The sequence below is a fragment of the Streptomyces zaehneri genome (genome assembly GCF_032248645.1).
GTDB lineage: Bacteria > Actinomycetota > Actinomycetes > Streptomycetales > Streptomycetaceae > Streptomyces > Streptomyces coriariae.
Genome location: NZ_JASTTJ010000011.1, coordinates 99517 through 116252, shown reverse-complemented (window position 1 = coordinate 116252; position 16736 = coordinate 99517). Strand labels below are relative to the sequence as shown.

Genomic DNA, 16736 nt, shown 5'->3' with positions numbered 1-16736 from the left:
GGCGTCAGCGTACCGGATTCGGGTTGGCGGGTGTGGGGGTCAGGTCAGGGGGACGTGGGTGAAGCGGGCGGCTGTGTGGAGGTCTGTCTCGATGTGGGAGGCGGTGGAGAGCAGGGCCGGGAGGATGTCGTGGACGCACTCCTCGACCGTGCGGCGGGCGACGTGGGTCGCCGCGTTCAGGGCGGCGACCACCTGGCCGTCCCGGTCGCGGATCGGCACCGCGATCGCACGTACGCCCTGTTCCAGTTCCTCGTCGACCAGGGCGTAGGAGCCGGAGGCCGCCGCTGTGGGCCCGGTGAGCAGGAGGCGGCCCGATGATGTGGAGGGGGCCGCGAGCCGTGAGCCCACGGCGATGTCCACGCTCATGACATGGTTCGCGGTCGCCCGGGCCGTGTACTGGATCTCGTCGCGCCGTTCGGTCAGGACCGCCAGGGAGGTCGTCTCCTGGATGGCGTCCGTGAGCGTGGTCAGGTGGGGGGTCGCGATCCGGGGGAGGGTCGTGCGGGAGAGGGGCGGGAAGCCGAGGGAGAGGACCTGGGGGGTGAGCGCGAACGCGCGGTGGGGGGTGGGGGTCACCAGGCCCAGGTGTTCGTAGGTGATCAGGGCGCGGCGCGCCGTCGCCCTCGCCAGGCCGGTCGCCTTCGCGACCTCCGTGAGGGTCAGCTCCGCCCGGCCCTCGTCGAACGCCGCCAGGACCGTCAGGCCCCGGGCGAGGGACTCGATGAACTCGCGGCCCAGTTCCTGCTTCGACGCGCCCGTCCAGGTCGCCAGTCCCGCAAGGGGTGGGCCCGGCTCGGGTCGTGGTGCCCGGCGCAGGTCCTCCTCCATCGCCGCCACGGCCAGACGAAGGCGGGGGAGGAGTGCCTCGCGCAGGTCCGCCGACGTGTGCCGGCTCGTATGGCTGACGACGTTCGCCACGCACGCGATCCTGGCGGTGCGCGGATCCCGTACGGGGACGGAGACGGCCACCAGGCCCGGTTCGATCAACTGGTCGTCAAGGGCGCAGTTCTCCGCAGCCGCCCGCGCGGTCCGTCGGGTGAAGTCCTCGTCGCCCCACGCGCTCTGTGGGGGTGGCGGCACGGTCGGGAAGTCGCGGTTCTGCGGGTCCCTCGTCCGGCGGGCGCGCCAGGCCTGCCACTCCTCGTCCGTCCACTCCGTCGCGAACAGCTGGCCAGGCGCGGTGCGTTCGGCGGGGAGCAGGTCGCCGATGCGGAAGCTCAGGGACATCGCGCGGCGGCGGGTCGCCTGGTGGATGAAGCGGATGCCGTCGCGGTCGGCGACCGCCAGGGACACGGACTCGTCCAGTTCGTCGGCGAGGCGGTCCGCGTGGGTGGACAGCAGTGCGGGCAGGCGCAGCGCGGCCAGGTAGGCGTTGCCGAGTTCCATGACGTGGGGGGTCAGGATCGCGTCCCGGCCGTCGAGACGGACGTAGCCCATACGGGTGAGGGTCGCGGTGATGCGGTCGACCGTGGAGCGGGCGAGGCCGGTGGTCCGCTCCAGGGCGCTCAGGCTCATCGTGCCGCCCGCCTCGGTCAGCCGGCGCAACACGGCGACCCCGCGGATCAGTGGCGAGACCGCCTCCGCCGGCACCTGCCCTGCCTCCGGGGTCGGGACCGGAGCCGGGACCGGGGCGGATGCGGTCGTCTTCGCGGACATGGCTGCTCGGCTCTCCGATACGGCGGCGGAACTGGCGGTGGCGGTGTTCGGTGCGTGATGTGCGGTGTGCGGTGTGCGGTGCGCGGTGTGTGGTCGCGGACCGGCGGTCGGTGCTCGGGGCTCGGGGCTCGGTCTGTGGTGGCGGTGTGCGGTGGCGGTCGGTATCGGTCGGGTGCGTCCACGCGCGCGTGCATGTACGTGCGTGGCTGGTCGTTCTGTGTGGTTGTACGGCGTCGCGGCAGGCCTACGGTAGCCCTGGTCGTCCTGTGGACCGCGTGCCCCGTCCGCCAGACCGGCCCTCCGCCTCCGCGCCCAGCCACCTTGCGGCCCTGCGGTCGACTACCCCCGGCTCACCCGTACGCGGTAGTCCCCTTTCAGGTCCGCTCCCACCACCGAGATGCGGATGCCTCTCTTGCGGTCCTTGAACGTCTCGCCCGGTGCGAAAGGGGCGTCGGAGAGTTCCGCGTGGACGTTGGGGCTGCGGGTGCAGCCGCCGCTGTCGGTGTGGGAGTCGTAGACCGTGACCGGGCCCATGCCGGTGTCCACGTCCGCGTCGACCTTGTAGATGAGGACGCCCGGGCGGCACACCGCCTCGTCGTTGCCGCTGCGGGCGCGCAGTTCGACGGCGTAACCGGTGCGGTCGCTGAGCGGGACGAAGACCAGCTTCGGGCCGGCCGTGCGGGACAGGGGTGTCAGGGGGTAGTCCGTGGTGCCCGGTGCGGTCGCGCAGGAGATCTGGGAGGCGTCCAGCCAGCCCAGTTTCCACTTGTGCCAGCCGAGCAGATCGTTGTTGGCGCCCCAGTCCTCGCTCATGATGTCCCAGTGGCCGACGGCGCCCCCGCCCTCCTGGGTGTAGAGGTCGGGCAGGCCGAAGACATGGCCGTTCTCGTGGGGGAGGACACGGTAGCCGTTGCGGTCGTAGGAGCCTGAGCCGTCGTCCTGGCGGGAGTAGACGAAGGACGCGTTCGCCACGGTGACCCCGTCGGCGACCGGCGCCTCGGCATTGCCGGCGAACGTCACCGAGAGGACCGTGTCGAGGGCGGAGGGACCCGCGTTCGGGGTGACCAGCACGTTCAGGAGGTCGTACGAGCGGAAGTCCACCGCCGGGTCGGCGGAGGCCACGATGTCCTGGACGAGTTCGCGGTAGCCGGGGTCGAAGGGCGCGCCACGCTCTATGCCGTACTCGCGGAACGGCTTGGGCATGCGCAGCCAGCGTCGGATCGGCGTCTCGGCGCGGTAGTCGAGGCGGCCGTAGGACGCGGTGCGGAACCATTCCTCGGTCTGCGGGAAGAACTCGCGGTAGCGGCTCAGCGCGTTTCCCCGGCCGGGCGCGTCGGAGAAGTCGATCATCAGGGTGAGGGCGCGGACGGTGCCGGTGGAGCGGGAGTAGCCGCCCGGCGTGGGCAGGCCCTCGGACATCTGGACGGTGGCGCGGCCGTTGATCATGCAGGGAGCGAGGGCGGAGGAACGGGCCAGGGAGACGGGGCCCGCGCCGGCCGTCGTCGCGCCGGGCGTCGGCGCGAGGTGTCCGGATCCGGCCGACGTGCTGACCGCGAGCGTCAGCACGGAGACGGAGGCGAGGGCGGCGACGCGGCGCGGGCGTATCCGACGGCGGAGTGGCTCGCCTGCGCGGGCCGGGGCGGTGCGCAGGGGCTGCGGCTGCATGCAGGGGCCTTTCGCTCCAGGCAGCCACCGGTCACCGGCTGCACCCTTTCGATCACCCTCCGACGGGGTCCACGCGGGCGCGCGCTGGAGGAGACCGATCGTGGATTACCGACTGGTATGGCTCTGACGGTCCCGTTCGGGCGCACGCATTCCCTGGTCGCGCCCCTGGAAGAAGCCTGGGTCAACCCCCGGGGAGAGCCTCGGGAGAGCCCCCGGGGGAAGCCTGGAGGCGCTCCTGGTCTCAGCCTTGGAGGAACCCTGGTCGCAGCCCTGCTCGGCCGTCCGGCTCCGGCCGAGTCGCCCGCCCAGGCCACCCCGTTCGAGATGTGATCCAGGTCACATCAAGAAACTTCCGGGTTTGGGAAATAACCGGGGACGCCATCCCCGTTTAGCCATGTGTCCGAACGAAACGGGGAGTCGATCCCCGGATCGTCCGGAGTCTCGAAACCTCCGGTACGGCAGAACCCGAAACCTCAGAACCCGAAACGTCAGAACCCGAAACATCCGAAACGTCAGAAGGAGTGCGCCGTGCAGACCGCGACCGCTACCCCCACCGTGCGCAAGGTGGCCAGGCCCCGTGCCGACGCTCTGCGCAACCGGGAGCGGATCGTCACCGCCGCCCGCGAGATGTTCGTCGAGTTCGGTGCCGATGTGCCGCTCGACGAGATCGCCCGCCGGGCCGGCGTCGGCAATGCCACGGTGTACCGCAACTTCCCCGACCGTGACGCCCTGGTGCGCGAGGTCGTCTGCTCGGTGCTGGACCGCATGGTCCAGGCCGGACAGGTCGCCCTCGCCGAGAGCGACGCGTTCGGGGCGCTGGAACGGTTCGTGCACGCCTCCGCCGAGGAACGGCTCAGTGCGCTGTGCCCGATGATCTCCAGCACCTTCGACGAGCACCACCCCGACCTCGAAGGCGCGCGCGAACGGGTCGAGCGGATCATCGGGGAGGTCATGGACCGCGCGAAGGCGGCCGGGCAGCTCAGGCCCGACGTCGGCGTGGGGGACGTGATGATCGCGGTGGCCCAGCTCAGCCGACCCCCGGCCGGTACCGGCTGCCTGAACGCCGACCGCTTCGTCCACCGCCACCTTCAGGTGTTCCTGGACGGACTGCGGGCCCCTGCCCCGTCGGTCCTGCCGGGTTCGGCCGTGACCATGGAGGACCTGCGCCAGGCCTGAACGAGCGGTTCGCGGAACCGCAGCAGCAGTCGTCATCACCCTCACCGGTGATCCCCGGTCCCTGGTGATCCTGGTGGCCTCGGTCGCCCTCACTTGCCGACGGTGACCTTCGGTGAGCGCCGCCGGACCTCACGAGTCACCACGACCACCAAGCCATCACGACCACCAAGCCATCACGACCACCACGCCAGCACGACCACCACGCCAGCACGACCACCACGCTCATCGCGCTCATCGCGCCATCGAGCAACGGCCCGTCAGTGCCGACGAGCCGCCCTTTACCTCACTTCTTTTCCGTCACGAAGTCCCGAAGCGGGTATTCCCATGTCTGAAACAGCCCTGAAGGCCCCCGGTAAGACGGGTGGCCCGGACGCCAACCGCTGGAAAGCGCTGGCGTTCATCGCCCTCGCCCAGCTGATGGTCGTCCTCGACGCCACCATCGTGAACATCGCGATGCCCTCCGCCCAGCTGGACCTGGGCATCTCCGACGGCAACCGGCAGTGGATCGTCACCGCCTACGCCCTCGCATTCGGCGGTCTGCTGCTCTTCGGCGGCCGCATAGCCGACCTGTGGGGCCGCAAGCGCGCCTTCGTCGTCGGTCTGGGCGGCTTCGCCGCGGCTTCCGCGCTCGGTGGCGCCGCCGCCAACGAGGCGATGATGTTCGGTGCCCGCGCCCTGCAAGGCGCGTTCGGCGCCCTGCTCGCGCCCGCCGCGCTCTCCCTGCTCGCCGTGATGTTCACGGACGCCAAGGAGCGCGCCAAGGCCTTCGGCATCTACGGCGCGATCGCCGGTGGTGGCGGCGCCGTCGGTCTCATCCTCGGCGGTTTTCTCACCGAGTACCTGGACTGGCGCTGGACGTTCTTCGTGAACATCCCGTTCGCGATCATCGCCGCGGCCGGCGCCTACTTCGTCATCCGTGAGCCCGAGGGCGGCCGCAACCGCTCCGCTCTCGACATCCCGGGCGTCATCCTGTCCACCCTCGGCCTGGTTTCCCTGGTCTACGGCTTCACCCGCGCCGAGTCCGAGGGCTGGAGCGACTCCGTGACGATCGGCATGTTCGTCGCGTCCGCCGTGCTGCTGGCCGCCTTCGTGATCGTCGAGTCGAAGGTCAAGGCCCCGCTGCTGCCGCTGCGCGTGATCACCGAGCGCAACCGCGGCGGGATCTACCTCTCCCTCGGCCTCGCGATCATCTCGATGTTCGGTCTGTTCCTCTTCCTGACCTACTACCTGCAGATCGTGAAGGGCTACACGCCGGTCAAGACCGGTTTCGCCTTCCTTCCGATGATCGCGGGCATGATCACCGGATCCACCCAGATCGGCACCCGTCTGATGACCCGGGTCGCCCCGCGTCTGCTGATGGGTCCCGGCTTCCTCGTCGCCGCCCTCGGCATGCTGCTGCTGACCCGGCTGGAGATCGACTCCTCGTACACGGCCGTGCTGATGCCGGCGATGCTGCTGCTCGGCCTCGGTATGGGTACGGCGTTCATGCCCGCCATGTCCCTGGCCACGTACGGCATCGAGCCGCGGGACGCCGGTGTCGCCTCCGCGATGGTCAACACCTCGCAGCAGGTGGGCGGCGCGATCGGCACCGCCCTGCTGAACACGATCGCCGCGTCCGCGACGACCTCGTACATCAAGGACCACGTCGCCGGCGCCACCTCCAAGCCCCAGCAGCAGCTGGTGCAGCTCGAGGGCATGGTGCACGGCTACACCAGCGCCATCTGGTTCGCCGTCGGCATCCTGGTCGCCGCCGCCACCATCGCCCTGACCCTCGTCAACGCCGGCAAGCCGGACATGGGCGCGGTCGCGGGCTCGGGTGCGGAGGACGGCGAGGACGCGGCGGTGCCGGTGATGGTCCACTGACCCGGCCGGGCAACTAGCGGAGCCAGGGCAGGTCCGCACCCGCTTCATCGGGCTGAAGTCCCTCGGCGACGATCTGCATGATCTCGCCGAGGGACTTCAGCTGTTCGGGGCTGAGCCGGTCGAACACCGCGTGGCGTACGACGGCGACATGGCCCGGCGCGGCGCGCTTCAGCACCTCCAGGCCCTGCTCGGTCAGTACGGCGAACTGGCCGCGCTTGTCGGAGTCGCACTCCTCGCGGCGCACCCAGCCGTTCTTCTCCAGCCGGGCGATGGCGTGGGAGAGGCGGGAGCGGGTGATCTTCGCGTACTTGGCGAGTTCGGTCATCCGCAGGCGCCGGTGGGTGGACTCGGCGAGCTTGACGAGGAGGCCGTAGTAGATGTGCGGCATACCCGCTTCACGCTGGAGCTGGCGGTCCATGTGATCTTCGAGGAGGGTCGTGGCGTGCACGTAGGAGCGCCAGATGCGCTGTTCCTCGGCGGTGAGCCACTGGGGCTCGTCAGCGGATGCGGGTGCCTTCGTCATGTACTCCACTGTAAACGTCTTCTCCTTGAAATTTAAACCAATCGGGAATATGCTGAGCGACGTTGACGTTTTAGATTTCAATCAAGCGTCACGAAGCACTCGGCGGCGGGCACTCGGATCCATGGGTGTTCGGAACCGGAATCGTTCGGAACCGGAAGCGTTCGGAACGGGGAGCCCTCGGAACAGGGAGCCCTCGGAACGGGAAGCGTTCTGTGCCGGAGGTGATCGGTACCGGAGGTAATCGGCACCGGAGGTAATCGGCACCAGAAATGGTCGATACCGGAAGCTATCGGTACCGGAAGTGGTCGGTGTCACGAGTGTTCGGTGGCAGAAGCGTCCGAAGCCGGATGCAGTCGAAGTCAGGGGCCGAGGTCCCGGAAGGAAAGGAGTAGTCGCCATGTCCGCCGCACCTCAGGAGCGTGCCCTCCCCCAGGAGCGCATGCCCGCGCTCTACCTCAGCCATGGCGCTCCGCCCCTCGCGGACGACCCGATCTGGCCCGGCGAACTCGCCGCCTGGTCCGCCGACCTGCCCCGCCCCAAGGCGATCCTGATGGTCTCCGCCCACTGGGAGGAGGCCCCCCTCGCCCTCGGTGCCGTCGACCCGGTCCCCCTGGTCTACGACTTCTGGGGCTTCCCCGAGCACTACTACCAGGTGAAGTACGGCGCACCCGGCGCACCCGAGCTCGCCGAGAGCGTACGGAAGCTGCTGCGCGCCCCTGGCGTCCCCGTGCAGGACATCCCCGACCGTGGCCTCGACCACGGCGCCTACGTGCCGCTCGTCGAGATGTTCCCGGCCGCCGACATCCCGGTCCTCCAGATCTCCATGCCGACCCTCGATCCCGTGAAGCTGATGGAGATCGGCCGAAAGCTCGCGCCGCTGCGTGACGAGGGTGTCCTGATCGTCGGCTCCGGCTTCTTCACCCACAACCTGGCCGCGCTGCGACACACCGGCGGGGGAGTGCCGACCTGGTCCTCGGAGTTCGACGACTGGGGCCGGCGTGCGCTGGAGACCCGCGACTGGGACGGCCTGCTGGACTTTCTCCACAAGGCCCCGGCCGGCCGCTACGCCCACCCGCGCACCGAGCACTTCGCCCCGCTCTTCGTGACCATGGGCGCGGCGGAGATGTCCGGCGAGCTGGACGCGCAGAAGTCCGTGATCGACGGGTTCTGGATGGGGATGGCGAAGCGCTCCGTACAGTTCGGCTGACGATCCTGCCGGGGCCGCCCTGGGGCCCCGGCCCCCGGGGGCTTGGGGCGCCCCGGCCCCGGCCCCCGGGACTCGGGGCCCCGTCCGGGTTCAGAGCTCCTTCTCGTACCAGGCCACGTCCCAGTAGCGGTCGAACTTGCGGCCCACCTCGCGGTACGTGCCGACGTGCCGGAAACCGAAGCGTTCGTGCAGCCGCGCGGACGCTTCGTTCGGTTGCGCGATGCCCGCGTAGGCGCGGTGCAGGTCCTCGCCGGCCAGCGCGTCGAAGAGCGCCTTGTAGAGGAGCGTGCCGATGCCGCGCCGGCCGGCGTGCGGAGCGACGTAGACCGTCACCTCCACGGAGGTGGAGTAGGCCGCCTTCGGCCGGTAGGCGCTGGATGTGGCGTAACCCAGGATTTCCTGTGAGATCCCCTGGACGTCCTGTGAGTCCGCTTCCGTGGCAACCATCAGGCGGTGCGGCCCGTCTTCAGGGTGGGAGAGCAGCCAAGGACGTCGCTCTTCCGGAGTGAACGCCACGGTGTCGAATGTGATGGCCGTCTCACGTACATAGTGGTTGTAGAGGCTCGTGAGGGCTTCGAGGTCACCCTCGACTCCCGGCCTGACCTGCACCTCTGTACGTTCCGACAACATCGCGCCTCCTCGCGTGGTCGGACAGGGTACTGCAAGATCATAAAAATCGGGGTGCGGGTTGGGAATTCTGTCCTGATTCCAGTCGTTGTTTCCATCAGATGCAGGGCACCCGAGGAGAGTCCGAGTCCGAGAGTGCCTGGTGTCTGAAGGGCCACCCGCTGAACCTCCATCGCAAGGGAGCACGCATGGCAACCCGTGCCGTCGCCCGTCGCAAGTCCGCCAACGGCGAGACGACCGACGCGGCCCGCAGTGTTCGCGCCCATGGCGGCGAGATCGCCGACCGCGACCTGGTCGGCATGTACCTCGACGAAATCGCGCGCACACCTCTGCTCGACGCCGCCAAGGAAGTCGAGTTGTCACAGATCATCGAGGCGGGTGTCTTCGCGCAGCAGGTCCTCGACGGAGACGAGGAGTCCCGGTCCGTCGCCACGCGCGAAGAGCTCGAGACCCTGGTCGCCGAGAGCGAGCGGGCCAAGGATGTCTTCATCCGCTCCAACCTTCGCCTGGTCGTCGCGGTGGCCCGCCGCTACCCCCGCAGCGGTCTCCCGCTCCTCGACCTTATTCAGGAGGGCAACGCCGGTCTGGTCCGAGCGGTCGAGAAGTTCGACTACCGCAAGGGCTTCAAGTTCTCGACGTACGCGACCTGGTGGATCCGTCAGGCCATCACCCGCTCGATAGCGGACCAGTCGCGCACGATCCGCCTGCCCGTCCACCTGGTGGAGGAGCTCGGCCGGATCCGTCGGGTCCAGCGTGAGTTCAACCGCGAGAACGGCCGCGATCCCGAGCCCGCCGAGATCGCGACCGAACTCGGCTCGACGCCGGAGCGTGTCACGGACGTCCTGGACTGGGCCCGCGACCCGGTCTCGCTGAACATGGCGGTCGACGACCAGGGTGAGACCCAGTTCGGCGACCTGCTGGAGGACACGTCCGCGGTCTCTCCGGAGCAGTCCGTCATGACCCTGCTGCGCAGCGAGGAGCTGGACGGTCTGATCGACCGTCTCGAGCCGCGCACGGCTTCCATCATCAAGATGCGGTACGGCATCGACGACGGCCGCGAGCGCACCCTGACCGAGGTCGGCAAGGAGCACGGTCTGACGAGGGAACGCATCCGCCAGATCGAGAAGCACGCCCTGCTGGAACTGAAGAAGCTGGCCCGCGACACGGGCTTCGAGGCAGCGGCGTAAGGCGCCTGAACCTCCGCCGGCCGACCGGAGCGTGACGCTCCGTCGGGCGGCGTGGGTCCCTGGCCTGCCGATGGCCGATGGCCGATGGCCGATGGCCGATGACCGATGGGCCGATGGTCGACGGCGGTTGGTCGCTGATCGCTGATCGCTGGTCGGCCGGGGTCGATGCCGGGGGCCGGTGCTTGAGCGGGACGCGAGCGGGACGTCGTCCGTGTGCCGGCCGAGCCCCTGGGGCTTGCGGCGGCAGGGTGCCCTCGGTGTCGGTGTCGGTGTCGGTGGACGGCCGTCGGCTACGGCGGCGGGCATCGAGGCAACCCCCAGTCGGGGGGCGGGGGTTGGCCGACGAAAGGCGCGGCGCGTGAGTCGTTCGACTGGCGTGCGCCGAGTGCGCCGAGTGCGTCGAGTGCGTCGAGTGGTTGAGCGCAGGCACTGCCTGGCGGCTGGAGCCGGCGTTTTCGCCGCGTTGGCGCGGGGGCCGAGTCGGAGTCGCCGCGAGGCGCGCGACCGAATGGGCGCCCGTGTCACGGCCCGGAGTTGCGGCGAATGGGCTTGAGGTGCCTGGTGGTGCCGGGTTCCCGCCCGCGTGCGCCGGGTGGTGAAGAGCCGCGCAAACATGGCGGAGGAACGCCGCTTCAATGACGAGAAGCGCGGGAACAAGACTTCTGGGCACGGGAGTCCGAGTCGGCACAGGAGTTCGAGCCGACGGGACCTCGCAGCCCTTCCCGAGATCTCCGCCGCACATGAGCCAAGTCCCGCCGCACATCCCCCCGGCGCCGGGACTTTCCCCGAGCCGGGCTTCGGTGCCTCTCCCCCCAGGCGCCGGGGCCCGGCTCCTCTTCCTGCCTGAGCCGTCCGACTTCCTGTCGGACTCCCGCACTCCGGGCGGGGATTGCGGACGCACACACCCCGCCGGGCATATGACAGGGGGACGGGCACGCTGGGGAGGGCGGGGCACCCCGTACCTGAACCACGGGGTGGCCCGCCCGAATGGCAGATTGTGCCACATGGGCATAGCCTGCCGAAGTGATCAGCTCGACCTCCCACCCCGCCTCGGCTTCGCTGACCGAGCGGCGCAAAGCGGCGACCCGTATGGAGATCGCCCGTGCGGCGGCAGGCCTCTTCGTCAGCCGGGGCCTGAAGGCCACCCGTGCCGAGGACATCGCCCTGGCCGCGGGCATCGCCCCGCGCACCTTCTACCGGTACTTCGCGACCAAGGAGGAGGCCGTAGCCCCGCTCTACGCGGCGGGCGCACAGCGCTGGGCGGAGGCGGTACGCGAGGCCCCGGCCGAACTGACCGTGCCGGAGGCCCTGGAGCACGCGGTGCGGTACACCCTCGTCCCCGGCCGTGGAGTGTCGGCGGCGTCCTGGGAATGGGTCCGCACCCTGATCAGACTGGCCGGAACCAGCCCAGCCCTGGGCAAGGTCTGGGCGGAGGTCTGCCACACCTCGGAGGCGACGCTCGCGCAGGTACTGGCGGAGCGGACGGCGGCGTCGTCCCGTGCACCGGCTTCCGAGAGCACTTCCGAGGCCATTTCCCCTTCCTCTCCCCCTTCTTCTCCTCCTTCCGGCGCCCCTTCCTACGTCGCTTCCGACGCCGTCGGTGACGATGCTTCCGCCCCGGAGCCCTCCTCGGCTTCCACTCCTGCCTCAGCCCCCACAGGCGCACCCGCGCCCGCTTCAGCGCCCCCACCCGCGCCCCCGTCGGCGGCCGCACCCAGCCCCACATCCACCCCCACGCCGGCTCCCGACAACGTTGCCTCGCCCTTTCAGCGCTTCACCGCGGCGGTGGCCGGGGCGGCGGTTCGGGTCGCGGTGGAAAGCTGGGCGGTGACCGACTCCCCTCCCACCGGCCGGCACGGTCCGGCGGAGCTGGCGTTGCGAAATCTGCGGGCGCTGCGCGGGTTCGCGTGGGAAGAGAGCCCGGCGGACGAGCCCTAACTCGCGCCCGCCGTGCCTGCCTTGCCCTCTGTGCCTGCCGTGCTCTCTGCGCCTGCTGTGCTCTCCGTGCCTGCCGTGCCTGCCGTGCCTGCCGTGCCTGCCGTGCCCTCCGTACTCTCCGTGCCTGCCGTGCCTGCCGTACTCTCCGTGCCTGCCGTGCCCTCCGCGCCCTCCGCGCCTTCCGTATTCGTCTAGCCCTCCGTACCCGACTTGCCCTCCGCACTCGCCGATCGGCTCAACCGTCCGCCCAACTCCCTTACGCACTGCACCAGTTCCGGCGGTCCCTGGACCGAGAACTCGCAGCCCAGCGTCGCGAGTCGCATCGCCACCCACTCGACAGGGTGGTTGGTCGTGCCCCGCAGCCGGCATCCGCTTCCGCCGGCGGTGCCCGCCGCCGCGGCAGGGTTGGCGACCGGCGTGCCCAGCCAAGTCGGCAGGCGGGTCGTCACGAACTCCGTCGGTGCCTCGAACGTGACGTCGAGTTCGTACTCGTAGGCGTCCGGGCGGAGTTGGATGGATCGACGCAGGTATTCCGCCGCGCTCCCCGTCGGCAGCTCGCGCGGCGTGAAGCGGGCCCCGGTCGCGAACGGGGCCTCGACCCGGTCCACCCGGAAGGTCCGCCAGTCGTCGCGGTCGAGGTCGTACGCCACGAGGTACCACCGCAGGCCCGTGGACACGAGCCGGTAGGGCTCGGTCAGACGGCGCGACTCCGTGCCGTCCTTCGTGCGGTAGGCGAACCGCAGCCGTTCCTGCCCCGCCACCGTCGAGGCGATGACGGTCAGCGTCTCGGGTGCGATGCTCGCGCCGTCCCCGCTGGTCAGCGGTGTGGTCGCGGTCTGGAGGGTGGAGACACGGTGGCGCAGCCGGGCCGGCAGCACCTGCTCCAGCTTGGCCAGGGCCCGTACGGACGCCTCGTCGACGCCCGCCAGCGCGTGACCCGCCCCCGCCCGCAACCCGACGGCGATCGCCACCGCCTCCTCGTCGTCGAGGACCAGCGGTGGCATCGCCTTGCCCGCGACCAGCCGGTACCCACCGTCCGAGCCCAGGGTCGCCTGCACCGGATATCCCAGCTCGCGCAGCCGGTCGATGTCCCGTCGGACCGTGCGGCGGGAGACCCCGAGCCGGTCGGCGAGCTCGCCGCCGGGCCATTCGCGGGGTGTCTGGAGGAGTGAGAGGAGCTGGAGCAGCCGAGCCGGAGTGTCCGTCGTCATGCATCCGAGGATGCCGCAGAACTAGGACACGATCTGACCTAGTGCGGTCCTACTGTCACACCATGACCTCCACGGAGACCTCCCTCGAGACCTCGCCCGAGTCCTCGCCCGACCCTCGAACGGCCCAGGCGGCGCCGGGTGACCGACGCCGCTGGCTCGCCCTCGCCATCGTGATGACCGCGGCCTTCATGGACCTCGTCGACGTCACGATCGTCAACATCGCCATCCCTTCCATCCGGCAGGACGCGGGCGCCTCCTGGAGCCAGATCCAGTGGATCACCGCCGGTTACGCGCTCGCCTTCGCCGCCGGGCTCATCACCGGCGGCCGGCTCGGTGACATCCACGGCCGCAAGCGGCTCTTCCTCCTCGGCATCGGCGGCTTCACCCTCGCCTCCGCGCTGTGCGGGTTCGCCGCGAACCCGGAGATGCTGGTCGCCTCCCGCATCCTGCAGGGAGCCATGGCGGCGATGATGGTGCCGCAGGTGCTGTCGATCGTGCACGCCACCTTCCCGGCGCACGAGCGGGGGAAGGTCTTCGGACTCTTCGGCGCGATCGTCGGGCTGGGCGCCGTCTCCGGGCCGCTGCTCGGCGCGCTGCTGACGGAGTGGAACCTGTTCGGTCTGGAGTGGCGGCCGATCTTCCTCATCAACCTGCCGGTCGGCATCGCGGGACTGATCCTCGGCAGCCGCTTCATCACGGAGTCCAAGGCGCCGAAGGCGCTGAGGCTGGACCTCGTCGGCGTCGTCCTGGTCACCCTCGGCCTGCTCATGCTGCTCTACCCGCTCACCCGCGGCCGCGAGCTGGACTGGCCGGTGTGGGGGTACGTGTCGATGGCCGGCTCGATCGGTGTCTTCGGGGCGCTGGTCGCGTACGAGCGGCGCAAGGGCGCGCGGGACGGCTCGCCGCTGATCGAGCTCTCCCTCTTCCGGGTGCGCAGCTTCGCGGCGGGCGTCGCCGTGCAGACCGTCTTCGGGGTCGGTCTCGGCGTGTTCTTCCTGGTCTGGACGCTGTACATGCAGACCGGCCTGGGCTGGAGTCCGCTGCGGGCGGGTCTGACCGGGGTCCCGTTCTCGCTCGCCGTCTCGACGGCCGCCGGGCTGTCCGTGCAGAAGCTGGTTCCGCGCTTCGGGCGCAGGGTGCTGCAGACGGGCGCCCTGACCATGGCCATCGGCGTACTGCTCTACATCTGGGAGTCCGAGCACTACGGCCTCGGCATCGCCCCGTGGCAGATGGCGCTTCCGCTGGTCGTGATGGGCGTCGGCATGGGGCTGATCGTGGCCCCGCTGACGGACGCGGTGCTGTCGGACGTGCCGCGCGAGCACGCCGGCTCGGCGTCCGGGCTGATCAACACCGTCCAGCAGATGGGCAACGCGCTCGGGCTCGGTCTGGTCGCCGTCGTCTTCTTCGGCCGGATCGGCGACCGGCTGACCCCGGACGAGGTCGGCCCCGCCTTCGTGGACGCCTTCGAGCACGCCCTCGGCTGGGTGGCCCTGGTGATGTTCGCGATCTTCCTGCTGATGTTCGCCCTGCCCAAGCGTCCTGCCCAGCACCTGGAGGGCGGCGCCGAGGACGCCCCGGAGGCGGCCCCCTCCGGGGACCGGGAGCGCGAGCTCATCGCCTGAGCGGACGTTCCCGCGTGAGGGGCCCGTCACCCGAGTGGTGACGGGCCCCTCACGCATGTCCTGGCGCGGGGGTGGTGACGGGCCCCACGCGCGCGTGCCTTGGCGCAGGGGGGTGACAGGCCCCTGGACGTGTCCTGACGAGGGCGAGGAAGCGGAAGCCCGTTCCTGCCCGGGACGGGCTATGCGTGCATGGCCATGTTCGAGGCGGAAGTCCGTTCATGCCCGGATCACGTCCGAACCTGTTTACTTTCTGGAAATCCGGGCGTAGCCTCCGTGGCGAAACCACAAGTTCGGGCATAAAACTGGTAACGGTCGGAGGAGAACAGACATGTACGCACCGGAGCGGCAGCAGGAGATCCTGCGGCTCGCCCGTGACGGCGGCCGGGTGGACGTCCTGTCGCTGGCCGAGGAGTTCCAGGTCACGGCGGAGACGATCCGCCGCGATCTGAAGGCCCTCGACCGGGCCGGCCTGGTGCGCCGCGTGCACGGCGGTGCCATACCGGCCGGACGCCTCGACTTCGAGCCGGACCTCGCCGAACGCGAAGGCACCTCCGCCGACGAGAAGGACCGCATCGCCAAGGCCGCCCTCACGGAACTGCCCACCGAGGGCACGGTGATCCTCGACGCCGGCACCACGGTCGCCCGCCTGGCCGCGGCCCTCCCGCTCGAGGCCGAGCTCACCGTCGTCACGCACAGCCTGCCCATCGCGGCCCGCCTCGCGGACCACCCGGGCATGCAACTGCACCTCGTCGGGGGGCGCGTACGGCACCGTACGCGCGCCGCCGTGGACGCGTGGGCGCTGCGGGCGTACGGCGAGATCCGCGCCGACGTCCTGTTCGTCGCCGCAAACGGGTTCTCCGCCGAGCACGGTCTGACCACCCCCGACCTCGCCGAGGCCGCGGTGAAGCGGGCGGCCGTCGCCGCCGCGCGCCGCGTGGTGCTGCTCGCCGACTCCGCCAAGCACGGCCAGGAGCACTTCGCCCGCTTCGGCGACCTGAGCGACGTGGACCTGCTGATCACCGACAGCGGGCTGAGCCCCGACGACGCGGCCGCCATCGAGCGCGGCGGCACGGAAGTAGTACGCGCATGATCCTCACCGTCACCCCCAACCCGTCCCTGGACCGCACCTACGAGGTCCCGTCCCTCGACCGCGGCGAGGTCATCCGCGCCACCGGCGAGCGGATGGACCCGGGCGGCAAGGGCGTGAACGTCTCGCGCGCCGTCGCGGCCGCGGGACAGCGCACGGTCGCCGTCCTGCCCCTCGGGGGTGCGCCGGGGGCGCTCGTCGCCGACCTGCTCGACGCGCAGGGCATCGAGGTCGCGCCGGTCCCGGTCACCGGAGCCACCCGCTCGAACATCGCGCTCGCGGAGTCGGACGGCGTCCTGACGAAGATCAACGCACCCGGGCCCGAGCTGTCCCCGGAGGAGCAGGAACTGCTCCTGGAGACGGTCCGCGAGCAGTCCCGCGACGCCGACTGGATCGCCTGCTGCGGCAGCCTGCCCCGTGGCCTCGCGCCCTCCTGGTACGCCGAGGTGGTCGCCCGGGCGCACGCCGGGGGAGCGCGCATCGCCCTGGACACCTCCGGGCGTGCGCTCCTCGAAGCACTGCGGGAGCAGCCCGACGTGGTGAAGCCGAACGCCGAGGAGCTCGCGGAGGCCGTCGGGCGCCCCCTGGCCACCGTGGGCGACGCGGTGAAGGCGGCCGAGGAACTGCGCGGAATGGGCGCCCGCGCCGTGCTCGCGAGCCTGGGCGCCGACGGACAACTGCTCGTGGAGGACACGGGTACCTGGTTCGCGAGCGCCCGCGTCGACGTCGTACGCAGCAACGTGGGTGCGGGCGACTCCTCCCTCGCCGGCTTCCTCGTCGCCGGCGGCAGCGGCCCCGCGGCGCTCGCCTCCGCCGTGGCCCACGGAGCGGCGGCCGTCCAGCTGCCCGGCAGCGTGATGCCGACCCCGGACGACCTGGACCCGGCGGCGGTGACGGTCACGGCACAGGTGCCGGTGGACCGTGAACTGAAGGAGCCGGTGTCATGACGACGAGCCCCGCGCTGCCCGCGCCGC

Annotated in this window: 13 protein-coding genes; 8 read left to right on the top strand and 5 right to left on the bottom strand. The window is 70.7% G+C overall.

From position 1 onward, the window contains the following. Positions 1–39: 39 nt before the first annotated feature. The gene (locus QQM72_RS19975; protein WP_314222225.1) at positions 40–1656 is read right to left on the bottom strand and encodes an IclR family transcriptional regulator domain-containing protein; all 1617 of its coding nucleotides are present in this window, start codon (positions 1654–1656) and stop codon (positions 40–42) included. A gap of 339 nt (positions 1657–1995) precedes the next feature. Beyond that, positions 1996–3321, bottom strand: a complete 1326-nt coding sequence (locus QQM72_RS19970) for a M6 family metalloprotease domain-containing protein (RefSeq protein ID WP_314222224.1) — start codon at positions 3319–3321, stop codon at positions 1996–1998. A gap of 528 nt (positions 3322–3849) precedes the next feature. Here QQM72_RS19970 and QQM72_RS19965 point away from each other — a divergent pair. After that, positions 3850–4497: a TetR/AcrR family transcriptional regulator gene (locus QQM72_RS19965; protein WP_314222223.1), complete on the top strand. Its 648-nt coding sequence runs from the start codon at positions 3850–3852 to the stop codon at positions 4495–4497. Between the two features lie 324 nt (positions 4498–4821). Then, positions 4822–6360 carry an MFS transporter gene (locus QQM72_RS19960; protein WP_314222222.1) on the top strand — a complete coding sequence of 513 codons (1539 nt, stop codon included), beginning with the start codon at positions 4822–4824 and terminating at the stop codon, positions 6358–6360. A 13-nt stretch (positions 6361–6373) separates the two neighbouring features. Here the strand turns inward: QQM72_RS19960 and QQM72_RS19955 are convergent, their stop codons facing one another. Beyond that, positions 6374–6883, bottom strand: coding sequence for a MarR family winged helix-turn-helix transcriptional regulator (locus QQM72_RS19955; protein ID WP_314222221.1), 510 nt, complete (start codon positions 6881–6883; stop codon positions 6374–6376). Positions 6884–7280: 397 nt separating this feature from the next. Between QQM72_RS19955 and QQM72_RS19950 the strand changes: the two genes are divergently transcribed. Then, complete coding sequence (locus tag QQM72_RS19950; protein ID WP_314222220.1) at positions 7281–8090, top strand: dioxygenase family protein; 810 nt, start codon at positions 7281–7283, stop codon at positions 8088–8090. A gap of 90 nt (positions 8091–8180) precedes the next feature. Here the strand turns inward: QQM72_RS19950 and QQM72_RS19945 are convergent, their stop codons facing one another. Further along, a complete protein-coding gene (locus QQM72_RS19945; protein WP_314222219.1) occupies positions 8181–8720 on the bottom strand; it encodes a GNAT family N-acetyltransferase in 540 nt (179 codons plus the stop codon). A gap of 185 nt (positions 8721–8905) precedes the next feature. Between QQM72_RS19945 and QQM72_RS19940 the strand changes: the two genes are divergently transcribed. Together QQM72_RS19940 and QQM72_RS19935 are read left to right on the top strand one after the other, a co-directional pair. Further along, on the top strand, positions 8906–9904 hold the full coding sequence (locus QQM72_RS19940) for a sigma-70 family RNA polymerase sigma factor (RefSeq protein WP_054244055.1): 999 nt from the start codon (positions 8906–8908) through the stop codon (positions 9902–9904). A 1023-nt stretch (positions 9905–10927) separates the two neighbouring features. After that, positions 10928–11842, top strand: a complete 915-nt coding sequence (locus QQM72_RS19935; protein WP_314222218.1) for a TetR/AcrR family transcriptional regulator — start codon at positions 10928–10930, stop codon at positions 11840–11842. Between the two features lie 191 nt (positions 11843–12033). Here QQM72_RS19935 and QQM72_RS19930 read toward each other — a convergent pair whose 3' ends face one another. After that, on the bottom strand, positions 12034–13053 hold the full coding sequence (locus QQM72_RS19930; protein WP_314222217.1) for a helix-turn-helix transcriptional regulator: 1020 nt from the start codon (positions 13051–13053) through the stop codon (positions 12034–12036). Positions 13054–13115: 62 nt separating this feature from the next. Between QQM72_RS19930 and QQM72_RS19925 the strand changes: the two genes are divergently transcribed. From QQM72_RS19925 to pfkB, 3 genes are all read left to right on the top strand, one after another. Then, a complete protein-coding gene (locus tag QQM72_RS19925) occupies positions 13116–14675 on the top strand; it encodes an MFS transporter (protein WP_314222216.1) in 1560 nt (519 codons plus the stop codon). 328 nt (positions 14676–15003) lie between these two features. After that, positions 15004–15765, top strand: coding sequence for a DeoR/GlpR family DNA-binding transcription regulator (locus QQM72_RS19920; RefSeq protein ID WP_054244058.1), 762 nt, complete (start codon positions 15004–15006; stop codon positions 15763–15765). Then, positions 15762–16709, top strand: a complete 948-nt coding sequence (gene pfkB / locus QQM72_RS19915) for a 1-phosphofructokinase (protein ID WP_314222215.1) — start codon at positions 15762–15764, stop codon at positions 16707–16709. The genes QQM72_RS19920 and pfkB overlap by 4 nt, the downstream gene beginning before the upstream one ends. The last annotated feature ends 27 nt before the right edge of the window (positions 16710–16736 follow it).